This window comes from Methanomassiliicoccales archaeon (genome assembly GCA_026394375.1).
In the GTDB taxonomy this organism is placed as follows: Archaea; Thermoplasmatota; Thermoplasmata; order Methanomassiliicoccales; family UBA472; genus JAJRAL01.
This window is the reverse complement of record JAPKYJ010000021.1, coordinates 1-26124: the sequence shown is the minus strand read 5'-3', so window position 1 is coordinate 26124 and position 26124 is coordinate 1. Positions and strand designations below refer to the sequence as shown.

Below are 26124 nucleotides of genomic sequence, written 5' to 3'. Positions count from 1 at the left end.
TTGGAGAGCATGTTATTCTCTCCGGCGAAGCTTCTTTCGTCAATATTTAAATAGTACCTGCTCAAGATGTAATACTCGGTGTCCGGGGTCGGTGACTCAACTCTCCTCCTGAGCCAGTTGATTCCTAGTTTTCCCCACCACATCGACCACGGACACCAGACTCACCTTTTTTTCGGAGCTTGTCCACCAATTCATCCTTCTTGACCAAGCTCTGCTCGCCGCTGGCAAGGTCCCTTAGGGCGACAGAACCTTCGGCCATCTCCTTCTCGCCCACGATGATGGCGAAGCGTGCGCCGATGGCGTCAGCGTACTTGAAGTTCTTGGCCAGGTTCCTCCTCATAAGATCGACGTCGGCCGCTATTCCATTATTACGAAGGTCGGCGGTGATGGCATGCGCCTCCAGGCGCATCTTGTCCGAGACCGGTATGACATACGCCTCGACCTTGTGCTCCTGGACGATCGTGCCCTCGCGCTCCAATGCCATGAGGATGCGGTCGAACCCGATGGCGAAACCGGTGGAGAAGACCTTCTCGCCTCCGAAGAGCTCTGTGAGCGAGTACGAACCTCCACCGCACACCTGCTTCTCCGCTCCGAGCTTCGGAGCGTCGACCTCGAAGACCACACCGGTATAGTAGTCGAGGCCACGAACCACCCCGAGGTCCACTTTGACATCGGTGAACCCATAGGCCTCGAGGATGCGGAACACCTCGACGAGATATGAACTGGCCTCACCTGGGAAGTCCTTCAGCACGTCCACCGGGCCAGTGGTCTCGGTGACCTTGATCACTTTCTCGGATATCTCCTCGGTCATTCCGGCATCGCGCATCAGCGGCCTCGCCTCGTCATACATCTTCTTGTCCAGCTTCTGCAGTATGCCAGACACCTTTTCTTGCGGGACTCCAGCATCGCGAAGCATTGAACGCAGGACGCCGATGTGGCCGACGCGGATCTGGTACTCGCCCAGACCGCTCTTGGCGATCAAGGCCGCGGCCAGACCGATGACCTCCGCGTCCGATTCCGGAGCCGACGCACCGATGAGCTCCGCCCCGAACTGGAAGAACTCTCTGAAGCGTCCGCTCTGCGGCCTCTCGTAACGGAAGCACTGCCCAAAATAGAAGAGCTTCAGCGGCCGAGGGTAGTTGGTGAGGTCGTTCACGAAGAAACGCATGGCCGGGGCCGTGAGCTCTGGCCTGAGAGCTATCGGTCTTCCTCCCTTGTCCTCGAAGGCGTACATCTCCTCGATGATGCTCGGGCCGGACTTGAGGGTGAAAAGCTCAGCGTGCTCGAATATGGGGGTGCAGATCTCACGAAAGCCATGCGTCTCCGCGACCGTTCTGAAAGCGCCCTCCAGGTGCCGGCGCATCTCCATCTCCTTCGGGGTGAAGTCTCTGGTCCCTCGAGGCCGCTGAATCATCTGGTTCGCAATCGCTTGCGCATTATTAATTCTTGTTGAAGCCTACCGACTCGCTGCCAGCGCCTGATCCAGGTCCGCCTTCAGGTCCCCCACGTCCTCGATGCCGACGGAGAGCCTTATCAATGAGTCCCTGATCCCGAACCTGGCTCTCTCCTCAGCAGAGAGCGAGGAATGCGACGAGTTCAAAGGCATCGAGGCCAGGGAATCCACCCCGCCCAGGCTGGTGGCCTTCTTGATCAGCTTGAAGGCGGATAGCACCGCCTCCGCTTCCCTTCTCGCCCCTTTGACTTCGAACGATACCATGCCCGAGAACCCGCGCATCTGTCCCTTGGCCAGCGAGTGCTGCGGATGCGATCGCAATCCGGGATAGTGCACCCTATCTACCAACGGATGTGATTCTAGGAACTCGGCCAACTTCAGGCCGTTCTGGTTGTGCCGCTGCATTCGTACCTCGAGCGTCTTCATGCCTCGGGAGAGGAGGAAGGCGCCTATGGGATCGAGGGAGCCGCCGTACTGGACCCTCTTCTTGTAGATCTCGTCCAGCATTTGCCTTCTCCCGACCACCGCCCCAGCGATGAGGTCCGAGTGCCCGTTCAGGTACTTCGTTCCGGAGTGCACCACCAGGTCTAGGCCCATGTCCAGCGGGTTCTGGTTGATGGGCGTGGCGAAGGTGGAATCGATGATGGAAACAACATCGTGCTTTCGGGCGATCCTCGCCACCGCTCTGATATCTACCAGCTTCAGCAGGGGATTGGTCGGCGATTCGATGTAGATCAGCTTGGTTTTGGAGTTGATGGTATTCTCCATCTGCGTCAAGTCCGAAGAGCTGACCATGCTTACCTCCACTCCCAGCCGGGGAAGCTCTTGCCTCATGAAGGCGAACGTCCCGCCGTAGAGGTCTTCGATGGCGACCACGTGATCGCCCTTGCCGACGAGGGAAAGGATGGTGGAGGTGATGGCGGCCATGCCTGACGAGAAGACCAAGGCCCTCTCGCCGCCCTCCAAAGCAGCTAGCTTCTCCTCGGCCGCCGCAATGGTGGGGTTGCCATGGCGGGTGTAGATGTACCTGCCCTCGGGCACCTTGCCCTCCCAGCTCTCCCTCTCCTCGGTAGGGAAGAAGAAGGTGGAGGTCTGATAGATGGGAGTGTTCACCGATCCATGCTCGTTATCCAGCATCTCGCCCGCGTGCACTGCTCTGGTGCTCAGACCGCGGCGCTCGCTTCTCTTCTCGCTCATCTCAGCACTGCTCCTCGACTAGAGCATCCCGTTCCCAATTGATAATCCTCTTCCTCAGCCACCGCGCCTCTTGATGATGGACAGAACATCCCCATCTTTCAGCACGTGGTCCATCCCCACCGTCTGGCCGGGGAACTTGGCGCTCCTGCCCCAGACCACGGCATAGCGGAAGTTCTGGCGGATGGTCCGGTGCAAGGTATCGGCCACATTTCCGACGGTGGCATCCTTGCGCACCACCAACGGCTCTTTCAGGTCCGCCTCCCGGCCTTGGGGCTTGAGGTAGATGCGGATGAGGTCCAGATTATGGTAGATCGTCTCCTTGAGCCCACCGATCCCCTGGCCCTTCTCCGCCGAGATGAAAACGACGTCGTAGCCGCGGAACTTGCGCTTCAGGCCCGGCATATAGCTCTTGTCCGCGACGAGATCGATCTTGTTCACCGCCACCATGGCCTTCGCGTACACGCGATTGCCGACCAGCACATCGATGAGCTCGTCCTCGTCGATGTCCTCCCGGATGATGACGTCCGCGTTGATGAAGCCGTATTCGCTGACAATACTCCGGGCGAGTTCCTCGTCCATCTTGGTGAGTGACAAGGTCGTGCGCACCTGTACGCCCCCGCTCTCGGTCTTGCTGATGACCACGTCGGCGGGATGGGTGTTGATGCGGATGCCCACCGCCTCCAGCTCTCGTATCAGCACCTGGATGTTGGTGCCGCAGGCATCGATGACGAATATGATGAGGTCCGCCGCCCGGACCACGGAGAGGACCTCTCGTCCTCGTCCCTTGCCCTTGGAGGCGTCCTTGATCAGACCGGGAAGGTCCAATATCTGGATCTTGGCGAACTTGTAGGTCATCACCCCCGGCACAACATCCAACGTCGTGAAGTCGTAGGCAGCGACCTCGCTGTTGGCGTCGGTGAGCTGGTTGAGGATGGTGGACTTGCCAACGCTTGGTAGGCCGACCAGGGCCACGGTGGCATTGCCGGACTTCTTGACGCCGTACGTGAGGCCAGCTTTTCCGCCACTTGAGCGCCTCTTCTCCTGCTCCTCCCGGAGGCGGGCAATCTTGGCCTTCAGCTTGCCGAGGTGATACTCCGTATTCTTGTTCTTCTGCGTCTTGAAGATCTCATCTTCTATCGCCTTGATCTGTTCCTCGATGGTGGAAGACACCTTGCACCTACCTCGTTATCGACGTTCCCGCCTTGCCTTCCAGGGCCGCATCAAGCTTCTCCGGCGAGGTGATGATGACGCGTTCCCCTCCTCCGGCCAAGAACTGCAGCGTAGCTTCAACCTTCGGTCCCATGCTCCCCTCGGGGAACTGCCCCTGAGCTTGGTATTCCTCCAGTTCTTTGACCGTTACCCTTTCCAGGGCTCTCTGGTTGTTTCCTTTGTAGTCCAAGAATATGTTGTCCACGTCCGTGAGCATGATGAATAGTTTCTCTTGAATGCTCAGAGCCAGCACCGCGGCCGCTAGGTCCTTGTCCACCACCGCCTCCACGCCCAAGTAGTGGCCGTCCTTCCTCACCACGGGGATGCCCCCCCCTCCCGAAGCAACCACGACCTCTGCCTGGTCCTCGCCACCGAAGACCAGACGGCGGATGCCATCTTTCTCGATGATGTCGATGGGACGGGGGGAAGGGACCACGCGCCTGTAGCCTCCTCTCTTCGGATCCTCATGGAAGTCCCACCTTTGGGTGCGTTTGAGGTAGTCCGCTTCTTCCTTCGTGTAGTACGGCCCGACGGGTTTGGTGGGGTTCTCGAAAGCGGGATCCTCTGGGTCCACCACCACCCGGGTGAGGACGCAGGTCACCACCTTCCTCACACCGCATCTATCGCAAGCTTCGGTCAAAGCCTGCTGGATCATGTAGCCGATCTGACCCTGCGACTCCGCCACGCACACGTCCAGAGGCATGGAGGGAATGTTCTCGCGGGCCACCTCGTTCTGGATGAGGATGTTGCCCACCTGAGGTCCGTTCCCGTGGGTCAGCACCATGTCATAGCCGGATCTGATCATTCGGGCCAGGTGCGTCATCGTCTCTCGGAGATTGCGCATCTGGTTCTCCAGGGTGGCCTCCTCGCCTGCCCTGAGTATGGCGTTTCCGCCGATGGCTACGACCGCGGTCTTCATTCTTCGCTCACCAGAACAGGTTTTTTCGAACAAAATACATATATATAATCTTGTTGCCACGACGACCGGTCGTCCGGAGGACCGGGAAGGAGGCCAGCGTGCAGGCTCTCCAAATAGGAGGAAGCAATGCTCCATAAAAAGGTTTAAAGTGGGGGGCTTCATTCCCCACCGATGGCTTCCACTGGCGCGCCCAAGGGCTTGTTTCCGGGGCTACGCAACACTCGCAATGGCATCATCATGGCGATCGCCCTGAGCTTGATCGCCTCCTACTTCATCCTGGTCTTCCAATCCTTATTCCTTTGTCTAGCACCGGCCCTCGTGGCCATAATCATGTATTTCGTGCCCAACTGGTTCGGGCTCAAGAACAAGAAGAAACTGGCCATCATGGGCGTGGTATTGCTGCTGGTCTTGGGCGTCGCGCTGGGCGTCACCAACTACTACGCAGAGAAGGACATGCAGCCTTCGAATATCGCGGACGGTCACTTCACCAGCGGCCAAGTATTGCCGTTCCGCGGCGGGGCGGGCAGCTACAACTTCTCCGTGGTCCTGACCACGGGCAACAACACGTCTTACATCAAGCTCCGGCTGGTGGATTTCTGGGCTGCCACTGATAATCTCTACAACATGACGTTCTCCAGCAATTTCGACGGAGGTAAACTGTTCGTTTCGAACCGGAACCTGGTCGGCAGCGTGTACTTCTACAGCTTCGTCTACACGGACCCGGTGGGAGCCACGTATCAGAGCACCTGGGGCAACGGCCCCGTGACCGTCCAGGACGGCGACATCCTCAGCCACAACCTCCAGATCTGGGTCGTGGCGGTGTTCTACACCGTGGGATTACTGTTCTTCATGCTCGTGCTCCTCACCTGGTGGATGGACTCCTCCAAGAAGCGCTACGAGACGTTGCAACAGAAGAAGACGGAGAAGCAGGGCGGGAAACCGGAGAAGTTCGTCTGCTCGGAATGCGGCACCGAGGTCCCTGACGAAGCGAAGCAATGCCCGCAGTGCGGAGAGAAGTTCGATGATGAGGAGAAGAAGGGCAAAGGTCCAGTGCCCAAGGCGGACGACGAGCTCATCTGCTCCGAGTGCGGCAAGACCGTCAAGGATTCGGACAAGAAGTGCTGGAACTGCGGCAAGGAGTTCGAGAACTGAGTAAGCTGGCTGCAGCGCAACACATTTATTACCGCATCCCTCATACCCTGTCCCGGGATGCACATTTCACATTCCGTCCAGCTGAGGTTCTGAAATGACCTCCATCGCCGATCAATTGGCTAAGAAGCAGAAGGAGATCTCCGTCTCCGAGTTCTTCGAACGCAACCGCCAGATATTGGGCTTCGACTCGGCCACCAAGGCCATCATCATTGCGGTTAAGGAGGCGGTGGACAACAGCCTGGATGCGTGCGAGGAAGCGGGTTTTCTGCCGGACATCGTGGTCAAGCTGGAAAGGATCGACGAGAAAGAGTTCCGCATGACCGTGGAGGACAACGGCCCGGGCATCGTGCCGGACATGATCCCCAATGTCTTCGGTCGCCTTCTCTTCGGTTCCAGATTCCACGCCATCCGGCAGTCCCGGGGGCAACAGGGCATAGGCATCTCGGCCACGGTCATGTATGGCCAGATCACCACTGGCAAGCCGACCAAGGTCACTTCCAAGACGGAGAAGGAGAAGCCCGCGGCGGTCAAGCAGATCATGCTCAACACCAAGACCAACTCGCCTTTGGTGGTCTCCTCTGATTTCATCATGTGGGATGAGAAAGAACATGGAACGAAGGTGGAGATCAACGTCAACGGCCGCTATGTTGGCGGCAAGCAGTCCGTGCTCGAGTATCTGAAGCAAACGGCCATCGTCAATCCTCACGCCTCATTCTCCTTCACCGATCCGGAAGGGAAGACCTACATCTATCCCCGGGCGGCGGACAAGCTGCCCCCCGCCACGATAGAGATCAAGCCTCATCCCGAGGGGGTGGAGCTTGGCACGCTCATGAACATGGGCCGCGCTTCCCGCACGAGGAACCTGCGCGACTTCCTGAAGAACGATTTCTGCCGGGTGTCCGACCGCCTGGCAAAGGAGATCGCGGAGCGAGCGGGACTGCCCGAGACGACCAAGACCACCCAGCTGGACCTGGACAAGTACAAGGCTTTGCTAGGAGCGATGCAGTCGGTGAAGTACCTTCCTCCGCAGATGGACTGCCTTTCGCCCATCGGAGAAGCGCTCATCCGCAAGGGCCTGAAGAACGTCCTGGACGAGGCGAAGCCGGAGTTCTACACTCCCCCGGTCTCCAGGAGCCCCCGGGTCTACTCTGGCAATCCCTTCCAGGTGGAGGTGGGCATCGTCTACGGCGGAAATCTGACCGCGGACCAGCAGGTCACCATCCTGAGATTCGCGAACCGCGTGCCTTTGCTCTATCAGCAGGGAGGATGCGTGCTCACCAAGTCGGTGGAGGCGGTCGACTGGCGCCGCTACGGCCTGGAGCAGAGGGGTGGGAGCGGGATTCCATTTGGTCCAGCGATCATCCTGGTGCACATCGCGTGTACCAAGGTGCCTTTCACCTCGGAAGCGAAGGAGGCCGTGGCCAGCATCCCCGAGATCCAGACGGAGATCGAGCTGGCGCTGAGGGAATGCGGACGAAGGCTCAAGGTCCACCTGAACAAGAAGGAGACGAAGACCAAGACCAAGGCCAAGTTTGAGATCGTGCAGGAGATCCTCCCTCTCATCGCAGAGAAGTCGGCCAAGATCGTTCACCGGCCCGTGCCTTCCCTGAGCGGCACCATCACCAAGATCATGAACGTGGTCTGGATCGACGACTCGGTGGTCTACGAGAAGAAGCGGCACGTGGCCAAGATCGACATCTACAACTACACTCCCAGGCAGGTGCGCTTCAACCTTCATGCCGTGGTACCAGCGGGCTCATTGGACATGGAGGCCACCGACCCCAAACCAATGGAGGTCAAGGAGGACGGCAAGGTCACCTGGGAGTTGAGGCATATCCGTTCGACCGAGAAGCAGACCGTACGTTTGGTGCTGACCGGGCTCGATCCTGATCTCTACGACGAGAACGAGATCTATTCCAGCGGGATCGACCCGACCATGATCATCGGCGCTGACCCATTGCCAGGCGATTGGGATGTCGCCGGGCTCAAGGTGACCGAGGTACCTGCTGAGATTCCCGCCCTCAAAGAAGAAGAGGCCGAAGAGGAAGAAGTGGACTACGACGAGCAGACGGAGGCCTTGAGCGATGACTGAGGAAGGCAAGATCGCGGTCCAGAAGCTGTACGAGCTGGCGGAATCGATCTACGAGCAGATAGACGGCGGCAAGATACCCAAGATGGTCATCCCTCTGCGTACCAAGTCCAACATCCGCTTCGATCCGAAGCACAGCGTTTGGAAGTACGGCAACGCCAAAGGCGCCCGCACGGCCAAGAAGACCAAGGGCGCGCTCATGCTCCTGCGGACGATGTGCGTCATGGACCTGATCGAGGATATGATCAAAGGGAGCAAATCCTCCACTCTGAGGGAGATGTACTACATCTCCGAGGGCTGGGGCAAGGGCAAGTTCCATTCCCAGGACGAATCCAATCTTCTGGCCGAGGATTTGGAGATCGTCACCGGCCTGATGAGAGAGGATTTCAAGCTCCGGCCGGAGGAGAACGGCGCCAGCGTCATCGGAAACATCACCATCGAGGAGATGGACCGCAAAGGGAAGAAGAAGAGGATCAACTGCTTGGACGATGTCGGGGACTCCGGTTACGGCATCCCCTATAACGTGGAGAAGGACAAGGTGCAGATCCTCGAGGCCGGAGCGGATTTCATCATCGCCATCGAGACCGGCGGTATGTTCGACCGGTTGGTGGAGAACGGCTTCGCCGAGGATTATAATTCGGTGCTGGTGCACTTGAAAGGTCAGCCGGCTAGATCAACCAGAAGGTTCATCAAGCGCCTGCACGAGGAGATGCATTTGCCGGTCGTGGTATTCACCGATGGAGATCCCTGGTCCTTCCGCATCTTCGCCTCCGTGGCGTACGGAGCGATCAAGACCGCCCATATCTCAGAGTATCTGGCAACGCCGACGGCCGAGTTCATCGGCATCACCGCCTCGGACATAGAGAACTACAAGCTGCCGACGGACAAGCTGACGGAGCGGGACACCAAGGCGCTGGAAGCGGAGCTCAAGGACCCGCGCTTCGCGGACGAATTCTGGCGCAACGAGATCGACCTCATGCTCAAGCTGAACAAGAAGGCGGAGCAGCAGGCCCTGGCGAAGTACGGCCTGGACTACGTCACCGACAAGTATCTCCCGGAGAAGCTGGGCGAGCTTGGAATCGCCAAGTAGGATCGCTGGATCCACTAACCAAAGTTGCATATCCCCGGGCACGAATCCTATCGTCCGCCAGTGAGAGAAATGCAGGGAGAACGGGAGAGAATAGGCCGTATCCGGGGAGATAAGAGCATGCTCCGGGACTTCGTCTATCTTTTCCTGGACGATCTGAGGGCGGAGGAAGGCTGATGGACGACGGAGTGATCGAGACCAAAGGCCTTAGGAAGCAGTTCGACGAACTGGTGGCGGTCGAGTCCCTGGACCTGAGGATCCCCAAGGGAACGCTCTACGGGCTGATCGGTCCGAACGGGTCGGGCAAGACCACGGCCATCAAGATGCTGGTCGGTCTCTTGAAACCGACGGCGGGCCATGCCAAGATATTGGGCGAACCAGTCCCGGTGAAAACGAACCGCAGTAAGGTCGGCTACATGCCGCAAGAGATGGCCATATATCAGGACCTCACCGTGCACGAGAACCTGGAGTTCTTCGCCGGCCTCTACTCTGTTATTGGCGAGGCATCGCGCCGCAGGGAGGAAGAGGTGCTGCGGGTGGTGGACCTGGAACAGAGCAGGGATCGTCTGGTGTCGCATCTCAGCGGGGGGATGCGGCACCGGGTGTCCCTGGCTTGCGCCCTGATGCACGATCCCTTCGTCATTTTCCTGGACGAGCCAACAGTGGGTGTCGACCCGGAACTGAGGGTCGGCTTCTGGAAGTATTTCGCAGAGCTCAAGGCGCAGGGGAAGACGATAGTGCTCACGACGCACTACATGGACGAGGCGGTGCGCTGCGATGTTGTTGGCATGATGCGCCAGGGCGAGCTGATCGCCGAAGGGACGCCCCACGACCTCATGGAAAAGACATCGGTGTCAAATCTTGAGGATGCCTTCCTCACGATCGCCAGGAGGTCGAGGAAATGAACCTGCAGCGCATCTTGACCGTTTCCAGGAAGACGCTGCGCTCGCTGCGCCATGACCGCCGCACCGTCGCCTTCCTGGTACTCGTCCCCCTCCTGATGATCGCACTGTTCGGGTACACCTTCGGAGGCGACCTGAAGGATGTCAAGGTGGACATCGTGAACCTGGACCAGGGGGTACTCGGCCACGCGCTGGGAAACGACATCTCGCTCGAGCTTAGGAACACCAGCGTACTGAAGGTGGTCGATTACTGTGGCCCGGGAGTCCAGAACGCATCCGCGGTGTCATCGTCGTTGGAGAAGGTGAAGAGGGCCGAGATATGGGCCTGCGTCGTCATCGACCAAAACTTCACCGTCGAGGTGCTCAAGGGCGTCTTCAACATGAGCCATGGGCTGCCTGTGGTCCCGGCCAAAGTCCGAATCGATGTTGATTCGACCAATCCCAACATCGCCACCGCGATCGTGGCGGAGGTGCAGAAGGCGGTCCAGAGGGTCCTGACCGAGAGGTACGGCTTCGTGCCTCCGATAGGAATCGAGATGAGCAAGGTCTATGGCCAGGACGCCCGGTTCATCGATTTCTTCGCCCCCGGCGTTATGGGTCTGGCGGCGATGATGGTGACCTTCATGCTGTCCATCATCTCCTTCGTGCACGAGCGCTCCGCCTTCACATTGGAGCGCGTCCAGACCTCTCCGATCACGGAGGGTGAGTTCGTTGCCGGCTATGCCTTGGCCTTCGGCCTGGTGGGCCTTGTGCAATCGAGCGTGATATTGGGGGCGGCGATGCTGCTTTTCAACATCGAGATCGTCGGCTCGCCGTTGGCGGTCCTGTTCATCATCTTCCTTCTGGCCGTTGGGGTACAGGGATTAGGGTTCCTCCTCTCCACCCTGGCCCGGACCGAGTTCCAGGCGATCCAGTTCCTGCCTCTGATCCTCTTCCCCTCCATCCTCCTGGCCGGGGTCTTCTGGCCGCTGGAGGCGGTCCCGGAGGTGCTGCGACCGGTCTCGGGCTTCATCCCCCTGACCTATGCCGTGGACGCGAGCCGTTCGGTCATGATCCGCGGATGGGGGCCGGAACAGGTCTGGGTGCAATTGCTGATACTGGCCGCCTTCGCGGTGGCGATGCTGCTGCTCAGCGCCTTGAGCCTTAAAAGGAGAGGCTGAGGCTCAGCTCGCGGAATCGATGGCCTGGCGAATGCGCTCCAGCACGAACTCCTTGTCCAAGGTGGAAAGGAAATAGCCCAGGCGCGGCCCTTGCTTGCGGTCGATGAAGATGCGATACAGCACCTGGAAGCCGCCCTTCGCTCCGATGGCGCAGGACTTGGCGCTCTCATAGACCGAGTCGTGGATCTTGTCCCCGCTCCAATCGAGGCTCTGGAGCGACGTTAGGGCGCAGCGCAGGAAGTTGAGGTCGGCGTCCGTCAGCTCGACCTTAGGCATCTCCTGGCAGATGGTGCACTTGACCTCGTCCGGGGCGAAATTGGCGAGCCAGAAGCGCACGCATTCCACCCTCTGCCTCAGGAGCTCCACATCCTTCTGCTCCACCTCCGCCAGATGCTCGGTGCGCTTCAGCAGCGCGAGCACTCCGTCGAAGGAATCCGCGATCTGCACTATGGACACCAGATGCCGGTAAGGGATCTGCAATGGAATATGCTCTCTTGGACCGTCTGGCTGGCCAATCTCGTACGCCCGGAGGAGGTCTTTCTCCTTCTCGTCCACCCCGCCCTCGTAGTACATCTTCTCCACCCGGTCGTACTCATCCACCACGTCCAGGATGCCCAGCCCGGAGTCGTAGTCGATGTGCCTGTCGGGGTTGTAGCGCAGGAAGTTATAGTTCAGCACTGGAGCGGGGGTCATGCGCAATGCATCCACTCCCGTCACAGCCACGCCGGTGGATTTGTGCATCTGGCCCTTGCCCTTGAGCTGCACGAACTCGTATGGGATAGGGTAGGGAGGTTCATTGATGAGCACCTCCTTGGCGAATCTGACTCCGGTGTCGTACGAGCCTCCGGCCGCGGCATGGTCCTTGCCGAACGGTTCGCATGTGACGCCCAGTATCTTCCACTTGGCCGCCCACTCCAGCCTCCATGGCAGCTTGCCTTCCGCCTTTCGGATGTCGGCCTTGCCCTCTTCTCCGCAGTGGCAGGTGTACCTCACATACGGATACTCGTAGCCGAGGATCTTGCCGTTCGAGAGCCTTCCACACTTCGGACAGAGCGGCGAGTAGGGGAAGAAGTCCGGAGGCACGTCTCGCCCCGTCACCTCTCGCAGGATGCTCGCCACGATCTCCTTCTTCTGGATTATCGTGTCCGTGGCGGAAGCGAAATCGCCTATCTCATAGTGCTGGTGCGTCCAATGGATCTCCGGCTTGATGCCCAGCTCCTCGATGGACTGTAGGAATGGCATGATGAAGTGCTCGGCGTAACTCTTGTGCTGGCCGCACGGGCATGGAATGAGAGCTATCGGTTTTCCGACCTCGGACTCGTAGCTCTCCGGCAGGAAAGGATAGCGTTTGCGCAGCGGGTCGAAGGAGTCGACCAGGTAGATGAGCTTGGCGTCAGCGTTCTGTTGCTTCAGGGCCTTGAAGACCGCCTGGGCGGTGATGGCCTCGCGCAAGCTGCCCACGTGTATGAAGCCCGAGGGAGTTATGCCCGTCGAGATCAGCTGCTTCTGACCTCGGTCCATCAGCTCCTTTGCGACGACGTCCGCCCAATGCATAGTAACCTTCCGCGCAAAGCAGACGCGCGGATATTAATGTTGCTGCCCAGACGTGGGAGCGATGGCCAGGGATACGGTGCAAGGAGATCTGTCCGTAGACGGTCTTTAGAAAGATTACCCAGCCTACCGGAGACATGTTCTTGCCGGCGAGATATCCATCAGCACCTTCGGTCTCCGGTAACCATTATTTAAATAGTGGTTCGCGACAATGAGCGGAATGTGGAAGCCGGAAAGGCGGATTTCGCGCGGAGACTGGAAGCCGCGAGGGACTTACCAGAGATATTCGAGTTAGTGAAGAAGGCGGTAAGCCGGACCACGGGCATGGAACGTTCGGGTCTGATGCTCGGACTTACCAACCTGGGCGGTGGATTGGCGGGGTTCGTGGGCGCATACTATCCAGTGGCCACGAACATCATCGTCATGAACACCCTGCCGCTGAGACGGGTGAAGGAGACGGCCCCGCACCTCTACAAGCCATACGTGTTCCACATCCTGTTGCACGAGTACCTGCACACGCTCGGAATATTGGATGAGACGCAAGTGCGCGTCAAGGCGCAGGAGATTAGCGAGCAGACCTTCGGGACGGAGCACCCGGCGACGGAGATAGCCAAGGACCTATCCAAGTTCATGCCCAACCTGGTGTACCCGGTCTATGGCTGGCAGCCTCCTTCCGATCCGGGCCTAGAGCTGGTGAAGGACTTCGACCGCTCGAGCACCGACTCATACATATCCTGAAGCGTACGCTGTTCAAAAAGCATAAATACCGAAACTGACGATGCGAAGCTGGAATCAAGATGCCTAAGGAGAATAAGAAGAACACCGGTTTCCAGTCGGCGGCTGGTCTGATACGCTACTTCGACTCAGAGGACGAGAAGGCCTTCAAGATCAACCCCTATCTCATTCTTGTCGGAGCCGCGACATTAGTGGTCATCGTTGAGCTATGCAGGGTCATCTGGCCCACTTGAGCTCTATTCGATGTCCGCGCTACCTTATTTCCTACTACGGCCGCGATATGCCACTCTGCTCATAGCTGACGCAGGTCGACGCCCTTCATCTTCTTCGGCCGGTTCTTGCGATTGAAAGCGTAGGTGACGAGCCAGGGCGCTAGCAGCGTGGTAACCAAGGACATGGCCACCACCACGGTGAACAGGTCGTTCCCGATGACCCCGCTGCTCAGTCCGATGGACGCCACGATGATGCCCACCTCGCCCCTGGGGATCATGCCCACCCCAACCACCGCCGCTGACCGGGCGCCGAGCTTCCTTGCTCCCAGACCACAACCCACGAACTTGGTGATGATGGCGACCAGGATGACAGCCAGCATGAGGACGATGATGGCCGTGTTGGCGAACTCTCCCAGTTTGACCTGGATGCCGATGAATAGGAAGAAGAAGGGCACGAACAACTCATTGATCGGCCCGAACTTCTCTTCGGACTGCCAGACGTCCCGGAACTCGGCGAAGAGCATGCCCGCCAGGAATGCCCCGACGATGGCCGCCAGGTTGAGGTAGGATGCTAATGCGGAAAGGCCGAAGCAGACCAACAGCGCTAAAGGCAAGGGACTCCAGGCCTTGCGCGGCTTGCGCTTTTTGAGCACGTTCATCACCGGCGAAGAAGTGCGCACTTTGGGCAGAAGGGCGGAGATGTAGATGACGACCAACACGAAGGCCACGGCCAACGCAGCCACCACCGCTATGTCCGCCAGGTTCAGCGTGCCACCTTGAGCGATGCCGCTGATCATAGCCAAGACGATCAACCCCAGCACATCGTCGATGACCGCCGCCCCGATGATCACCCGTCCCTCTATGGACTCCATAACACCCAGGTCCTTGAGCACCCGGGCGGTGATGCCTACGCTCGTGGCAACCATCGCCGCGCCTATGAACAGCGCCTCGAGCGTGGTCCTGCCGAACAGGAACATGAGCGCCAAGCCGCTGAAGAAGGGGATGATGACGCCCAGCACGGCCACCAGGCTGGCCGTCCTCCCCACCTGTCTCAGCTCATGGAATGGTGTCACCAAGCCCACGGTGAAGAGAAGGAAGATCACTCCTAGCTCCGAGAACACGTTGAAAACCGGGATGCTGTTTGTATTGCTGAGGTCCAGAATGGTGAAGAGGCTGTAGCCGCTGATGAACAGATTGGCGATGATGATGCCCATGAGGATCTCGCCCACCACCGGCGGCACTTTGATCTTCTTGCAGACGTAGGCGGCGACCTGGGCTAGCAGGATCAGGAAGAACAGCTGTACTAGTATCAGCTCGACCAAGAGCGCATCCCGGACGATAATCCATCCTGGGGTATTTATATTCTTACCAGTAGAAACAATCCAATGGCTCGTTTTCCGGGGATTGCACCTCAAAGATTGTCGGCGCAAAAGTAATTAATACCCGGCCGGGATGGCAAGTGCGAGTGAGATAGATGTCGCTGTGGAAGAAAGTTCCATCCGGGCGGAGCCCGCCGGAGATCATAAACGTCATAGTCGAGACCCCCAAGGGCAGCAAGAACAAGTACGAGGTCTCCAAGGAGTACGACTGCATATTGCTGGACAGGGTGCTGCATTCCAGCGTGGTCTTTCCCCACGCTTATGGCCTGATCCCTCGCACCTACTTTGACGATGACGATCCCATGGACGCCATGGTCATGCTCAGCGAGCCAACGTTCCCGGGCTGCGTGGTCGAAGCCAGACCGATAGGCGTTCTGCGCATCAACGACGAGAAGGGGAAGGACGATAAGATCCTGGCAGTCGCGACCACCGACCCCCGCCTGAGCGAGTATTTGGAGCTGGAGGATGTCCCCCAGCACTACCTGGATGAGATAGTGGAGTTCTTCAAGACCTACAAGAAGCTGGAAGAGGGCAAGCACACTGACGTTCAAGGCTGGGCGGGCAAGCAGGAGGCGCTCAAGGAGATCGACTACGCCCTCAGCCTGTTCCGGAACAAGTTCGGCTACAAGTGATCGATGTTCGCGCGTCCTGACCTCAGAATTTGTCCGATGTGCCTCGGGAACGAGAGAGCCTCTCGAACCCCAGGAACATGAGGTAGCCGATGACGATCAACGCAAAGCCGACGAGCAGCTCCAGCAGCAGCAGACCTCCTATGTCCAGGGTGTTCGAGCCGGAGATGGCCATGCGCGCGGCGTCCGTCCCGTAGGTCATCGGTATGATGTATGACATCGGCTGTATCCAGCCAGGTAGGTACGAGATTGGAAAGTTCACTCCACAGAGAAGCAGTCCGATGAAGAGGAAGATGTTGGCGATGATCATCGACGTCCGCAGGTAGAGGCCAACCGAGCTGAGAAGCAGCCCTAGGCCGGTCATGGCGAATGTGGTGACGAGACAAACCAACGCCAGAGCGAGGAGGTCCGCGTGGGAGAAGTCCACGTTGAATAGGAACGCGGCATAGAAGAAGGCGATGACCACCGTGGCCAGGCCGTTCACGATCTGGAACATCGCCCGGCCTACGAAGATGGAAAAGCGGTTGCCCGGAGAGACCAGGATGCCTTGCAGGGTGCCCTGGTTCTTCTCCTCGCCTGTGATGTTGCAGACCGCGAAGACGCTCACGGCGGCGATGCTCTGCAGGGCGTTGCCCACTACCACATAGCTCACCCCCACCTCCGGATTCTTGACGTAGGTGGCGACGTAGGCGAAGAAGGCTATTTGGAAGAGGGACATGAAGAAGAGCTGCATGATCCACAAAGGAGGACTGAGCCAAGAGAACAACGCCTTCTTTGCCAGCACGGCCGAGCTCCAGAACACCCGCAGTGGATCGCTCGTGTATTCGACCATCTCAGAACCTCCCCAGGTTGGCGTCCCTTCTGGCCACAAGGTCGACCTGCCGGAAGAGCACGACGGCTATGGCTAGGTAGAACAGAGAGAGCATGGCCATGAACGCCAGGTCTCCCCAGTATCCTTGGGTGAAGCTGTAGGGCGTGGAGCCGAGGGCGGAGTATCTGATGGCATCTATGCCCCAGGTGGGGCCGAGGGAAAGGCTGAGCGGGCCGGTCCAATAGGGCAAGAGAGCGATGGGGAACATGCTTCCCGTTCCCACGTAGATAGGATATTCCAGGCCGTTCGTCAGAACGCTGGCGCTCCGGGTGAGCACGAAGGCGGAGCTGAACACCAGCCCCAGGCAGGCCAAGGAGAGCAGGGTAAGGGTGAACGCGAGCACGAACAGACCGGCATCTTGCAGCTGCACCGGCGCCTGGAACATGAACTCTGCGAAAACGAACACCAGCAGTCCGTTCACCACCCCGATGAGAGAGTTCCAGAGCGCTCGCCCGGCGATGATCCATACCAGGTTGGAGGGCGCGGCGAACACGCTCTCCAGGGTGCCCCACCACCGTTCCGACTGAATGGAAAACCCTGAGGAGTAGAGGGTGTTGCCCCACATGCCCATCATCCCCCCTCCCAGGACGGCATAGAGCACCACCGGCCCATCCGCATCCTTGAACATGAGCAGCGCCACCAACGTGAGCACGAAAGGCGCGATGATGTTGGGGATGAGCCACTGGGGTTCAGCGAAGAAGATGAGCGCCTGATGCTTGAAAGACGCATAAGTAGCTCGCAGCCTAGGCATGACCTTCCACCAGCCAGAGATAGGCATCCTCGAGCGTCGGCTCCTTGACCTTGACCCCGATGATGTTCAGACCCGGCAATGAACCGGCCACTTTGGCCAGCATCTCACCGGGGTCGGAGACCTGCAGGCGCATGATCTGCTTCCCCTCGCTCATGACCGCGCTCACGGCTTTCACTCCGGGGAGCGCCCGCATGGCCTCCAGCTCGACCTCGGTGATGCCGAACGCCTCCACCTCGATGACCGAGGTGTCCTTGATGAGCGACTTCAATCCCCGAGGGGTGTCGAGGGCGACGATGCGGCCTTTGGCGATCACTCCCACCCGGTCGCAGAGCTCGTCCGCCTCGAACATGTAGTGGGTGGTGAGCAGTATCGTCTTCCCTTTGGCCTTGAGGTCCCGTATCATGTTGCGGGTGTCTCGAGCCGCCTGCGGGTCCAAGCCTATGGTCGGCTCGTCCATGAAAATGAGCTCCGGGTCATGGACCAGGCCTTTGGCGATGTGCAGGCGCTGCTTCATGCCTCGCGAATAATCTTCCACCCTCTCATCGGCGCGGTCCTCCAGCCCCACCTGTTCCAGGACCTCCTTGATGTGCTTGTCCCGAATGCTCATCGGCACCCCATACAAGTCCGCGAAGTACCTTAGGTTCTGGCGGCCGGTGATGCGGTAGTAGAGCCCACGTTCTCCTCCGAGAATGAGGCCGATGCGCTTGCGCACTTCCAAGGATTGCTTGGAGACGTCGTAGCCGAGCACCTTGGCCTCGCCGGAGGTTGGCAACAGCAGGGTGGTGAGCACTTTGATGGTGGTGGTCTTTCCCGCCCCGTTTGGACCGAGAAGGCCGAAGAGCTCTCCCCGTCCGACCGAGAACGAGATGTGATCGATGGCCAGCGTCTCTTTCTTCTTCTTGCCCAGGAGGCCAGCGCTGCTCTTGTACACCCGGACGAGATCCTTGACCTCGATGACGTTTTCGTCCGCCACGCTATCCTCCCAAATCCGCCGAAAGCTTGGCAACTTAAGAAGCTTTCTCACGGGGGAATGAAAGAAAGCCGAACTAGGATTGCACGAACTTGACGTAGTCGATCTTGTCATCCCTCTGGAAGCTGAGGAGCATCTTCTGCACCACCTGTGAAGGTCCGCGGACGATGAAGACCTCCAGGCACTTCTGGTCCTTGAGGTGGGAATGGATCTGCGTGGCGACCACGTCCTGGTAGTTGTGTTTCAGATCATCCAGGCCGGGCTCGTTGTGGCTGCCGTGCACGACGACCAGAACGCCTTCCACATCGTCCTTCAAGCCCTCCCGATCGCGGACCTCTGCCTCCGCGGAACGCAGGCAGACGCGCACCGCCTCGCTCCTTCCCGAGAGACCGTTCGCCTTCTGCACCCGGTCCAGCAGTCTGAGGCTCTCCTCGTCCAGGGATATGGAAACGACGGGCATCAAAAAGGAATGAGCTTTCCAGCGTAAGTCATTTGCTAGGACGTGGCAACACCGGTCCCGCCCCTGGCATAGATTATAACTAACGCGAGGATGATTTGGCGAGGAAGGCATGATAATCGCTCGTATCCGAGGAAGATTGGGCAATCAGCTCTTCCAGTACGCCATGGCGAGAAGCTTGGCCTGGGAACGGGAGACGGAGCTCAGGCTCGACCTCACCCACTTCCTGTTCGAGGGATATGAGTGCCGATTACCGGCCTTCAAGACCAATCTCAGATTGGCCTCGCTGAGCGATATCAGCTGCCCGGTCCTGACCAGCCATCTGGTCCGGGCCGCGGGAAGGATGTCTGCAGACGGAGCGATGGAACGCCTTGATGCGAAAGCCACCCGTTCCGTTCCACGGTTCTCCAAGAGGGCTTACATCAGAGAGAGAACGAGATTCATCGGCTACGATGAGCAGGCCGCCAATTCCATCCTCACCTCTGGGGGCGATATCTACCTGGACGGTTTTTGGCAGAGCGAGAAGTGGTTCGAGAAGAGCCGTGATCGCATTCTTGATGAGCTCAGACTTGCCGCCGAACCTCCGAAGGAGATGATGAACTGGATCGAGAAGATGCATATGGAGGGTTCGGTGGCGTTGCACGTCCGGCGGGGAGACTATGCTCAACCTGGCACCGGCGAGATATACGGGGTCTGCGACGAGCGCTACTATCGCGCAGCGGAGAAGGCTATCTTGGAGCGTGTCAAATCACCTCACTTCTTCGTCTTCTCCGATGATCTGGCCTGGGCGAAGGACAATCTGAAGCTGCACTCTCCGTTCACGCTAGTTGAGACGCAGGAGCTGCAAGATCATCATGAGCTGCTCCTAATGAGCTCATGCCAGCACAACATCATATCCAACAGCACCTTCGGCTGGTGGGGGGCGTACCTGAACCGAGATCCCTCCAAAGTGGTCATCGCCCCGGAGAGATGGACGACGCCAGGCAGTGGAATGGAAGAGAACGGCGTCTTGCCGGCAAACTGGGTGAAGATCCCTTGATCCAGAAAAATCAGCACGTCTCTGCGCCGCGTAGCAGTATCCCTCGATCTCCCGGACTCCCTTGCTACCCTCAAAGTAGCCGCTCGATTCGTTGTATCTCTGAGGGTTGAAGAAGAACGCCTCCGAGCCGCCAATCGCTTTGCATCTGGGACCAGGCGTTCACATCATTCTGGTCATTTTCCATTGCCAACCTTCCTTCAACGGATCATGGACCGCGGCCTGGACGATGTCATTTCCCTTTCTTCTTCAGCGCCTTGTCCGCTTCTTCTTCGAGCTCTTCCAGCCTGGTGTAGTAATCTGGGAACTCGTTCAGATGTGCCAGGGCGATCTTGCCCGTCATGATCGGATCATCATCGGTGACGTTGGTCGCTGGACTGATCTTGCCGTGTTCAAGCTCCACGTCCAACCCCATCCTGAACTGCTCGACGTCGTAATCGATCCACGTGACACCTAGTTTCTTTCCGATCCGACTGGCTTCTTCCGTCGAGAAACGCTTCTTCTCTGTCATATCCGATCCCCTTTCTCCCAGCTTCAAACCCAATTCGGATATTTGGTCTTTCCCGAGCGGCTTAGAGGTGGGAATAGCAGAATATCCTGCCCGTTCAAGAAAAATGGCATCTGATAGTGGCAATAGGCGTCATTCCGTTCGGACCACCCTCCAGTTGTCAATGGATCCACCCGCCCTTCGAAATGGAATAGAACGGAAAGGGCTTGCCTTACCTCTTCCTCCGCATGATTTGGAGAGGATCGGACGAAGCCCGCCTAGATCATTGAAGCGGCAGTCAATGAAAGAGATTGAGATGCAAAGAGGTTCGTCCGCTGCCTACTTCATGCCCTTGCGCTTGCGCAGGACAAACAGCACCGCCACCAACAGTACCGCCACCAACACCAAGGCGATCGCGATCACTGCCACCAATATCAACATCGTGCTATCGCTGGCCGGACTGACGGGCTGAGGCACGAGGACGGAGACAGCAGGGCTCTGGGCGCCCTCGCCTACTACATTCACTGCGCCGACCTTGTACCAATAGGTCTGGCCGTTGGTCAGGCCTGTATCGGTGTAGGTCAGGCCAACGGGCGAGGCGATCAGGGAGTAGGTTCCGGTCTCGGTAGTGGAACGGTAGACATTGTAGTTTGTGATGGCGCTGCCGCCATTGTCGGCGGGGGCGGTCCATGCCAGGACTACCTGGGCGTTGCCCGGTATGGCGATAAATCCATTGGGAATACCAGGGACTACGGCTATGACCGCCCCCATCGTCAATCCATGGAAAACGCCCCCTGGGGCGGGAAAGTTCGAGGCGGCGTACGCATGGCCTGTTATTCCCACGGGCGTACTTAGGATCCAATTCGCACCAACCGTGGTCGGCGCAACGAGTCCTAAGAATGCTATTGATGTCAGGGAGGTGCAGACGGAGAACGCATTGTTCCCGATGGAGGTGACGCTGCTTCCTAAAGTCACGGAGGTCAGGGAGGTGCAGGAGGCGAACGCCCCGTTCCCAATGGATGTGACGCCGTTGGGGATGGTCACAGAGGTCAGGGAGGTGCAGTAGGAGAACGCATAGTTCCCGATGGAGGTGACGCCGCTCCCTATGGTCACGCAGGTCAGGGAGGTGCAGGAGGCGAACGCAGAGTTCCCGATGGACGTGACGCTGTCGGGGATGGTCACGGAGGTCAGGGAGGTGCAGTGGGAGAACGCAGAGTCCCCGATGGACGTGACGCTGTCGGGGATGGTCACGGAGGTCAGGGAGATGCAGTAGTAGAACGCAGAGCCCCCGATGGACGTGACGCTGCTGGGGATGGTGATGGAGGTAAGGGAGGTGCAGTCGGCGAACGTATAGTTCCCGATGGACGTGACGCTGTCGGGGATGGTCACGGAGGTCAGGGAGGTGCAGGAGGAGAACGCATAGTCCCCGATGGCCACCACGGGATGCCCACCCAATGTGGAGGGGATCGTGATCGCTCCGCCAGCGCCAGTGTATCCCGTGATAGTGGCAACGCCGCCGCTCACTGTATAGGTATAGTCGCCCTCTGAGTCTGCGGCCACCGTATCTGTGGCAACGACGAAGAACGCGCCTAACAGCACCAACGATACGAGAATCGCGCTATTCGCATGTATGCAGAATTCCTTTCTCATGGACCTACACACCCCGACATCATATGCCCATTTCTTCTCATGACGATTGATTCCAAATATACTTAGCATGGTTGTGGTCTTAATGGTTCGTCGACAAACACTGCGTAAGAAGGCATACTAAGGGTGTTGGAGGACGATCAGGTTTCATTCGTCGCCATCCAGTTCCAAGATCCCGGGTTTCATTGGATCATCCAGAATGAGGTTCGAATTGGAGTGCGAGCGTTTCAATCAAAATCCGGATAGATCGACTCATATTCCTGTCGAGACTACTTTTTAGCCCTCGCTCTTGCCAAAATGATAATGGCTGAGAATACTGTCAGAATAGCAATCACTCCAAATGCTCATTATTGACCATTAGACCGCTTGACCTGGCAGTCCGCGGGTATAGGAATGGCCGTTTTTGAGTTCTTTCGAGAACCACAATCGACGCCAACTGCCCAAGGTCCCGGGCCTTCAGGTCCCACAAGCGAAGCGGGCAGAGAAGAACGCTTTTCCGGGACTACCATAATCGGTGAGTTCGGGACATTCGGATTCGCCACGGAAACGAACGCATTGCATCCGACCTCCCAGAGCTGATCAGTGCATGAGACGCGTGACGGCTACGACTGCGAGTCAAGGTGCCAGCGGAACACTCCGCGTCTCCTAATTCACCCTCGTAGGTCCGGGCATGCTACCCACTTAAATACGAAATAAATTCATCATACCCGGGGCTCAAGATGGGGTATGGGATAGCGCTCGACCTCGGCACTTCCGGATATCGAACACATCTGGTTGACCTCAAGCAGAATGGCAGAATCATCTCAACCGCAATCACTATGCGACATCCTTTGCCGGGAGCCAATATCATGGACCATCTTCATTTCTGGCTCGAGAACGGATCGGAAGTTGGCCATGGTATCATCGCCGGGACCGTGGATAGACTGATATCGCTGCATAATGTCAGCCCAAACGAGATTGAACGGATGGGCATATGCGGAAACCCGGCACAGCTCTCGATGTTCGAGAACGTGGAAGTGCGTGACCTGGCCTATGCTGGACAGTCTCTGCTCAAGCGTCTGAACGTCGATGTGCCCTCACGGCGGGCACACACCGTGTCAGCTGAGGAATTGGACATTAAGTCCGTGCGCCCCGATGCGGAGGTACGCATACCACCATCAATCAGGCACGAAATTGGCGCAGACGCCCTGGCCATGATCATGAAATCTCATTTGTTGGACAATAAAGAAACCTGTATGGTGACCGACTATGGGACGAACGCCGAGATGGGGCTTTTTCACGATGGTGAACTCTACACGGGCTCGGCCGCTGCTGGACCAGCGATGGAAGGTCAGTCTATCGATTTCGGGATGCTTGCGGCCCCCCAAGCGATATCCGATGTTGTTGTCGAACCAGACGGTTCATGGACCAACAAGGTCTTGGATCAAGGCCTGGACGCCAGGATGGGAGATGTTGTAGACCCAATAGGCGGGGAGGTGAAGTTCCGCAGCGGAGTCAAGGCAAGAGGAATCACCGGAACTGGGGTGGTGGCGGTGGTCGCGAGCGGCCTAGAGACTGGAATCATCAAGTTGCCACATATCATCAGTCCAGACAAGAAGATACACCTTCAGGACCGAGTGATGATATCCGAGCACGACATAATGGAAGCTGGCAAAGCCATGGGAGCTATCCGCGCAGGGCATAAGACGCTGATTGAAGAGGTGGGTATTAGCGATCAGGATGTACAGACAATGTACTTGGCAGGTGCGTCAGGCACCTATGTCGATCCGATCAAGGCGCAGACGGTTGGGCTAGTGCCACGAATCATCGGGAAGACGGTTCAGATCGGCAACACTTCACTGATGATGGCCTACGATTTGCTCACGCAGGACGATGGAATGGATAGAATGCAGGCGACGGCTGACTCAATCGCATCGAAGCACATCATGTTCGCGACATCCAGAATCTTTGAAGACCTGTATGTGAACGAGATCGGCTATTGGCTCGAAGGGATGCCCATGGACAGATTCAACTCGCTACTCAAGAAGAACGGTTATCAGCCGATGCCAGAAATCAGACGGCCGAAGGCGACATTGAGAGTCGTGAATCGAGACATACCTGTAATCGGTCATCTAGGCCTCAAGACGTTGGAAGACATAGGAGTGTACCTGCTGAAGGAGTTCCAAGGCTGCCACGGCTGCAAGAAGTGCATGGGAGCGTGCCTAGAACGTGCCCTCCGGGTTGAGAAGACCGGGGAGGGCCATTTCAGAGTACGTATCGCCACCGAGTTCTGCCTCGGCACAGCTTGCAAGAAATGCGAGTCCATCTGCCCCGAAAACGTTTTCAAATTCAGCGATCTCGAAATAGTGAAGAGAACAGATAGCCAATGAGTCCTCCCAGAAATGCGTTGTGGTAGCTATTGGGCCAATTTCGACCGCATCGCGCGACATGATGTGGATCTTGGGCGTGCCAAAGTGGCATCCAGGAGTTCAATTGGCACTGACTGCAAGGAGAAACAACGATTTCAAAGCCTATGTCAAGAATCCTTGTCACTTCCCCTCTGCGCTGACCGGGTGGTGGATCCGGTGGATCGTTGAAGATTGCAGAGAACGGATGATTCTTGCTGCACAAACGCAATCTTCTGTGGCCAGACGATCTGGCAAGAATGTAGGGAAAAGCATTATTGCTGAGAGATGTATTCGGTTTCGATGGTAGCTTCCCTTTTCGCATACTTCATGGACAATCCGTCGCAGAGGTACACGATCTACCATATCTGGAAGATGTACTCTATCATTGTTGAAAGAGGATCCGTTGGCAGGAAAGAGCTGGCCGAGATCCTTGACCTGGGCGAGGGCACAGTGAGGACTATAATGGAGAAGATGAAGGAAGATGGGTCCATAGAGTTGTCAAGGCGGGGAGCCTCTATTACTGACCAGGGCCAAAGGAGACTGAGCAGCCTCGGCATCGAAATACGGCCAATTGAGATCGAGAACATAACACTCGGTGAAATTGACTGCGCCGTCCTCGCAAGATGCGTGGCACCTCTGGTGAAAGATGGCTGCGAACAGAGAGATGACGCAGTGAAAGCAGGTGCGATCGGCGCAACCACGCTCATAGCACTAGGCGGAAGAATGGTATTCCCGGGCGATGAGAAGTACCCCGACCAGTCGACTTCTGACAAGCTTAATCAGCTATTTCGAATCCGCGACGGGGACGCCTTGATAATTGGCACCGCCAATTCGTACGATGTGGCCGAGAAGGGCGCCGTGACAGCAGCGCTCAGACTCCACGCCCCTTCATTCAGATGCGGGAAGGAGAACGGCCTACTGTCGGAGTTTATGGACCCAGAAGACGTAAAATGCCTTGCCATTGCCATTCATGAGCTCGTAGGGTATATGCCCGTTGCGATAAGGACGAAGAACCAGCTTGGGGTCCTCTGCGAAGAAGGATTGATAGTCAGCGATAGGTACACAGGACCCTACCTGGAAGAGGCCTTAAGGACAGGCAAGACACTTAGGACTGTTCCCAAAATCGGACTGTACACGGGCGTGCCAGTTATCTGCGTCCCAATACAGAGGAAGGGGAAAGCGGTCTTAGTGATAGGACTGGTTGATTTGACGAAACTCTCCATCCATGACCTGATGGGGAGAATTAAGAGAGATGGACTTCAAATCCAATATAAAACCCCTGATTCGGTTTCAATCCAATAGCTGCTGCAGCTCTCACCGCTTGCAGGTCGTTTCTTTGAACTTTGCAGCGCGGAATGTCCGTAGATTGACTGGAAATTGTCTCCTCGACGGAGACTCATCAGCCACCTTGAGACGGGGTCTGGTATTGATCGTCTCACTTCCAAAACGGCATAGAGGGGAAGCCAACCACTTGCTGTATGACTAAGTTCTTCTCTCGGATAGGACGACTGATTCTGTTCCTTATTATCCCGAGAAGACTTGGAGTTGCAGGGTAATCGACCTCCCCTAATCTTCCGCATCATGAACATTCGTCCCCAAGTCAAGTATGCATTTATGGAGGTGAAACCCACCAGGAAGGTTTGGTGACCTGACGGTCTGCCTGTCAATGATGACCATCAATCTCAGGGGCAAGAGTGATGGGGTGGTTCTCGGCGTCGATAGGATGGACTGACCATCCAATTGGAAGTATTGTCCAGCCATGGAGTACCTTAAGTGTTAATGATGTCATGAAAGCGTAAGTCGAACGGGGAGAATAGCGTGAAGGAAGTCTCCTCATGCCTGTG

At 57.6% G+C, this 26124-nt stretch carries 23 protein-coding genes; 11 read left to right on the top strand and 12 right to left on the bottom strand.

Annotated features, from left to right (window positions below; genetic code table 11):
- Window positions 1–124 precede the first annotated feature (124 nt).
- The 4 genes from hisS to arcC are packed head-to-tail and all read right to left on the bottom strand — an operon-like array spanning window position 125 to window position 4778.
- Window positions 125–1414, bottom strand: coding sequence for a histidine--tRNA ligase (hisS, locus tag NT137_05040; protein ID MCX6652702.1), 1290 nt, complete (start codon window positions 1412–1414; stop codon window positions 125–127).
- A 42-nt stretch (window positions 1415–1456) separates the two neighbouring features.
- A complete protein-coding gene (locus NT137_05035) occupies window positions 1457–2650 on the bottom strand; it encodes a PLP-dependent aspartate aminotransferase family protein (protein ID MCX6652701.1) in 1194 nt (397 codons plus the stop codon).
- A gap of 54 nt (window positions 2651–2704) precedes the next feature.
- Window positions 2705–3820: a GTP-binding protein gene (locus NT137_05030; GenBank protein MCX6652700.1), complete on the bottom strand. Its 1116-nt coding sequence runs from the start codon at window positions 3818–3820 to the stop codon at window positions 2705–2707.
- 7 nt (window positions 3821–3827) lie between these two features.
- A complete protein-coding gene (arcC, locus tag NT137_05025; protein MCX6652699.1) occupies window positions 3828–4778 on the bottom strand; it encodes a carbamate kinase in 951 nt (316 codons plus the stop codon).
- Between the two features lie 171 nt (window positions 4779–4949).
- Here arcC and NT137_05020 point away from each other — a divergent pair, with 171 nt between their 5' ends.
- The 5 genes from NT137_05020 (at window position 4950) to NT137_05000 (ending at window position 11168) form a co-directional block, all read left to right on the top strand.
- Window positions 4950–5930 (top strand): zinc ribbon domain-containing protein, encoded by a 981-nt coding sequence (locus NT137_05020; protein MCX6652698.1) that lies wholly within the window; start codon window positions 4950–4952, stop codon window positions 5928–5930.
- Between the two features lie 94 nt (window positions 5931–6024).
- On the top strand, window positions 6025–8022 hold the full coding sequence (locus tag NT137_05015; GenBank protein ID MCX6652697.1) for a DNA topoisomerase VI subunit B: 1998 nt from the start codon (window positions 6025–6027) through the stop codon (window positions 8020–8022).
- On the top strand, window positions 8015–9109 hold the full coding sequence (locus NT137_05010; GenBank protein MCX6652696.1) for a DNA topoisomerase IV subunit A: 1095 nt from the start codon (window positions 8015–8017) through the stop codon (window positions 9107–9109). The genes NT137_05015 and NT137_05010 overlap by 8 nt, the downstream gene beginning before the upstream one ends.
- Window positions 9110–9282: 173 nt before the next feature.
- Window positions 9283–10011: an ABC transporter ATP-binding protein gene (locus NT137_05005; GenBank protein MCX6652695.1), complete on the top strand. Its 729-nt coding sequence runs from the start codon at window positions 9283–9285 to the stop codon at window positions 10009–10011.
- Window positions 10008–11168, top strand: coding sequence for an ABC-2 transporter permease (locus NT137_05000; GenBank protein ID MCX6652694.1), 1161 nt, complete (start codon window positions 10008–10010; stop codon window positions 11166–11168). Before NT137_05005 ends, NT137_05000 begins: the two co-directional genes overlap by 4 nt.
- Window positions 11169–11171: 3 nt before the next feature.
- Here the strand turns inward: NT137_05000 and lysS are convergent, their stop codons facing one another.
- Window positions 11172–12722, bottom strand: a complete 1551-nt coding sequence (gene lysS / locus NT137_04995) for a lysine--tRNA ligase (protein MCX6652693.1) — start codon at window positions 12720–12722, stop codon at window positions 11172–11174.
- Window positions 12723–12941: 219 nt separating this feature from the next.
- Between lysS and NT137_04990 the strand changes: the two genes are divergently transcribed.
- Both NT137_04990 and NT137_04985 read left to right on the top strand, forming a co-directional pair.
- On the top strand, window positions 12942–13457 hold the full coding sequence (locus NT137_04990; GenBank protein MCX6652692.1) for a hypothetical protein: 516 nt from the start codon (window positions 12942–12944) through the stop codon (window positions 13455–13457).
- Window positions 13458–13516: 59 nt separating this feature from the next.
- The gene (locus NT137_04985) at window positions 13517–13687 is read left to right on the top strand and encodes a preprotein translocase subunit Sec61beta (protein MCX6652691.1); all 171 of its coding nucleotides are present in this window, start codon (window positions 13517–13519) and stop codon (window positions 13685–13687) included.
- A 59-nt stretch (window positions 13688–13746) separates the two neighbouring features.
- Here NT137_04985 and NT137_04980 read toward each other — a convergent pair whose 3' ends face one another.
- Window positions 13747–14988 (bottom strand): cation:proton antiporter, encoded by a 1242-nt coding sequence (locus tag NT137_04980; GenBank protein ID MCX6652690.1) that lies wholly within the window; start codon window positions 14986–14988, stop codon window positions 13747–13749.
- Window positions 14989–15140: 152 nt separating this feature from the next.
- Between NT137_04980 and NT137_04975 the strand changes: the two genes are divergently transcribed.
- A complete protein-coding gene (locus tag NT137_04975; GenBank protein MCX6652689.1) occupies window positions 15141–15677 on the top strand; it encodes an inorganic diphosphatase in 537 nt (178 codons plus the stop codon).
- Window positions 15678–15699: 22 nt separating this feature from the next.
- On the opposite strand, the gene NT137_04970 is transcribed toward NT137_04975, so the two are convergent.
- The 4 genes from NT137_04970 to NT137_04955 form a co-directional block, all read right to left on the bottom strand.
- Window positions 15700–16506 carry an ABC transporter permease gene (locus tag NT137_04970; protein ID MCX6652688.1) on the bottom strand — a complete coding sequence of 269 codons (807 nt, stop codon included), beginning with the start codon at window positions 16504–16506 and terminating at the stop codon, window positions 15700–15702.
- 1 nt (window position 16507) lies between these two features.
- The gene (locus NT137_04965; protein ID MCX6652687.1) at window positions 16508–17296 is read right to left on the bottom strand and encodes an ABC transporter permease; all 789 of its coding nucleotides are present in this window, start codon (window positions 17294–17296) and stop codon (window positions 16508–16510) included.
- Window positions 17289–18269: an ABC transporter ATP-binding protein gene (locus NT137_04960; GenBank protein ID MCX6652686.1), complete on the bottom strand. Its 981-nt coding sequence runs from the start codon at window positions 18267–18269 to the stop codon at window positions 17289–17291. The genes NT137_04965 and NT137_04960 overlap by 8 nt, the downstream gene beginning before the upstream one ends.
- Before the next feature lie 73 nt (window positions 18270–18342).
- Window positions 18343–18726, bottom strand: a complete 384-nt coding sequence (locus NT137_04955) for a CopG family ribbon-helix-helix protein (GenBank protein MCX6652685.1) — start codon at window positions 18724–18726, stop codon at window positions 18343–18345.
- Window positions 18727–18835: 109 nt separating this feature from the next.
- On the opposite strand from NT137_04955, the gene NT137_04950 reads away from it, so the two are divergent.
- On the top strand, window positions 18836–19762 hold the full coding sequence (locus NT137_04950; protein MCX6652684.1) for an alpha-1,2-fucosyltransferase: 927 nt from the start codon (window positions 18836–18838) through the stop codon (window positions 19760–19762).
- A gap of 229 nt (window positions 19763–19991) precedes the next feature.
- Here the strand turns inward: NT137_04950 and NT137_04945 are convergent, their stop codons facing one another.
- Window positions 19992–20270, bottom strand: a complete 279-nt coding sequence (locus NT137_04945) for a hypothetical protein (protein ID MCX6652683.1) — start codon at window positions 20268–20270, stop codon at window positions 19992–19994.
- A 315-nt stretch (window positions 20271–20585) separates the two neighbouring features.
- Entirely contained in the window at window positions 20586–21896 is a 1311-nt protein-coding gene (locus NT137_04940; protein ID MCX6652682.1) for a fibronectin type III domain-containing protein, read from the bottom strand.
- A 716-nt stretch (window positions 21897–22612) separates the two neighbouring features.
- On the opposite strand from NT137_04940, the gene NT137_04935 reads away from it, so the two are divergent.
- Both NT137_04935 and NT137_04930 read left to right on the top strand, forming a co-directional pair.
- Window positions 22613–24262 (top strand): methylamine methyltransferase corrinoid protein reductive activase, encoded by a 1650-nt coding sequence (locus NT137_04935; GenBank protein ID MCX6652681.1) that lies wholly within the window; start codon window positions 22613–22615, stop codon window positions 24260–24262.
- Window positions 24263–24580: 318 nt separating this feature from the next.
- A complete protein-coding gene (locus NT137_04930; protein ID MCX6652680.1) occupies window positions 24581–25582 on the top strand; it encodes a DUF2111 domain-containing protein in 1002 nt (333 codons plus the stop codon).
- Window positions 25583–26124 lie beyond the last annotated feature (542 nt).

What these genes read in the sequence shown, in the direction of transcription:
- NT137_05000 (MCX6652694.1), top strand. Translation starts at nt 10,008, where the DNA reads ATGAACCTGCAGCGCATCTTGACCGTTTCCAGGAAGACGCTGCGCTCG.
- NT137_04945 (MCX6652683.1), bottom strand. Translation starts at nt 20,270, where the DNA reads ATGACAGAGAAGAAGCGTTTCTCGACGGAAGAAGCCAGTCGGATCGGA.
- NT137_05035 (MCX6652701.1), bottom strand. Translation starts at nt 2,650, where the DNA reads ATGAGCGAGAAGAGAAGCGAGCGCCGCGGTCTGAGCACCAGAGCAGTG.
- NT137_04930 (MCX6652680.1), top strand. Translation starts at nt 24,581, where the DNA reads ATGGTAGCTTCCCTTTTCGCATACTTCATGGACAATCCGTCGCAGAGG.
- NT137_05020 (MCX6652698.1), top strand. Translation starts at nt 4,950, where the DNA reads ATGGCTTCCACTGGCGCGCCCAAGGGCTTGTTTCCGGGGCTACGCAAC.
- hisS (MCX6652702.1), bottom strand. Translation starts at nt 1,414, where the DNA reads ATGATTCAGCGGCCTCGAGGGACCAGAGACTTCACCCCGAAGGAGATG.
- NT137_04955 (MCX6652685.1), bottom strand. Translation starts at nt 18,726, where the DNA reads ATGCCCGTCGTTTCCATATCCCTGGACGAGGAGAGCCTCAGACTGCTG.
- NT137_05015 (MCX6652697.1), top strand. Translation starts at nt 6,025, where the DNA reads ATGACCTCCATCGCCGATCAATTGGCTAAGAAGCAGAAGGAGATCTCC.
- NT137_05010 (MCX6652696.1), top strand. Translation starts at nt 8,015, where the DNA reads ATGACTGAGGAAGGCAAGATCGCGGTCCAGAAGCTGTACGAGCTGGCG.
- NT137_05005 (MCX6652695.1), top strand. Translation starts at nt 9,283, where the DNA reads ATGGACGACGGAGTGATCGAGACCAAAGGCCTTAGGAAGCAGTTCGAC.
- NT137_04950 (MCX6652684.1), top strand. Translation starts at nt 18,836, where the DNA reads ATGATAATCGCTCGTATCCGAGGAAGATTGGGCAATCAGCTCTTCCAG.
- lysS (MCX6652693.1), bottom strand. Translation starts at nt 12,722, where the DNA reads ATGCATTGGGCGGACGTCGTCGCAAAGGAGCTGATGGACCGAGGTCAG.
- NT137_04940 (MCX6652682.1), bottom strand. Translation starts at nt 21,896, where the DNA reads ATGAGAAAGGAATTCTGCATACATGCGAATAGCGCGATTCTCGTATCG.
- NT137_04970 (MCX6652688.1), bottom strand. Translation starts at nt 16,506, where the DNA reads ATGGTCGAATACACGAGCGATCCACTGCGGGTGTTCTGGAGCTCGGCC.
- NT137_04965 (MCX6652687.1), bottom strand. Translation starts at nt 17,296, where the DNA reads ATGCCTAGGCTGCGAGCTACTTATGCGTCTTTCAAGCATCAGGCGCTC.
- NT137_04975 (MCX6652689.1), top strand. Translation starts at nt 15,141, where the DNA reads ATGTCGCTGTGGAAGAAAGTTCCATCCGGGCGGAGCCCGCCGGAGATC.
- NT137_04935 (MCX6652681.1), top strand. Translation starts at nt 22,613, where the DNA reads ATGGGGTATGGGATAGCGCTCGACCTCGGCACTTCCGGATATCGAACA.
- arcC (MCX6652699.1), bottom strand. Translation starts at nt 4,778, where the DNA reads ATGAAGACCGCGGTCGTAGCCATCGGCGGAAACGCCATACTCAGGGCA.
- NT137_04985 (MCX6652691.1), top strand. Translation starts at nt 13,517, where the DNA reads ATGCCTAAGGAGAATAAGAAGAACACCGGTTTCCAGTCGGCGGCTGGT.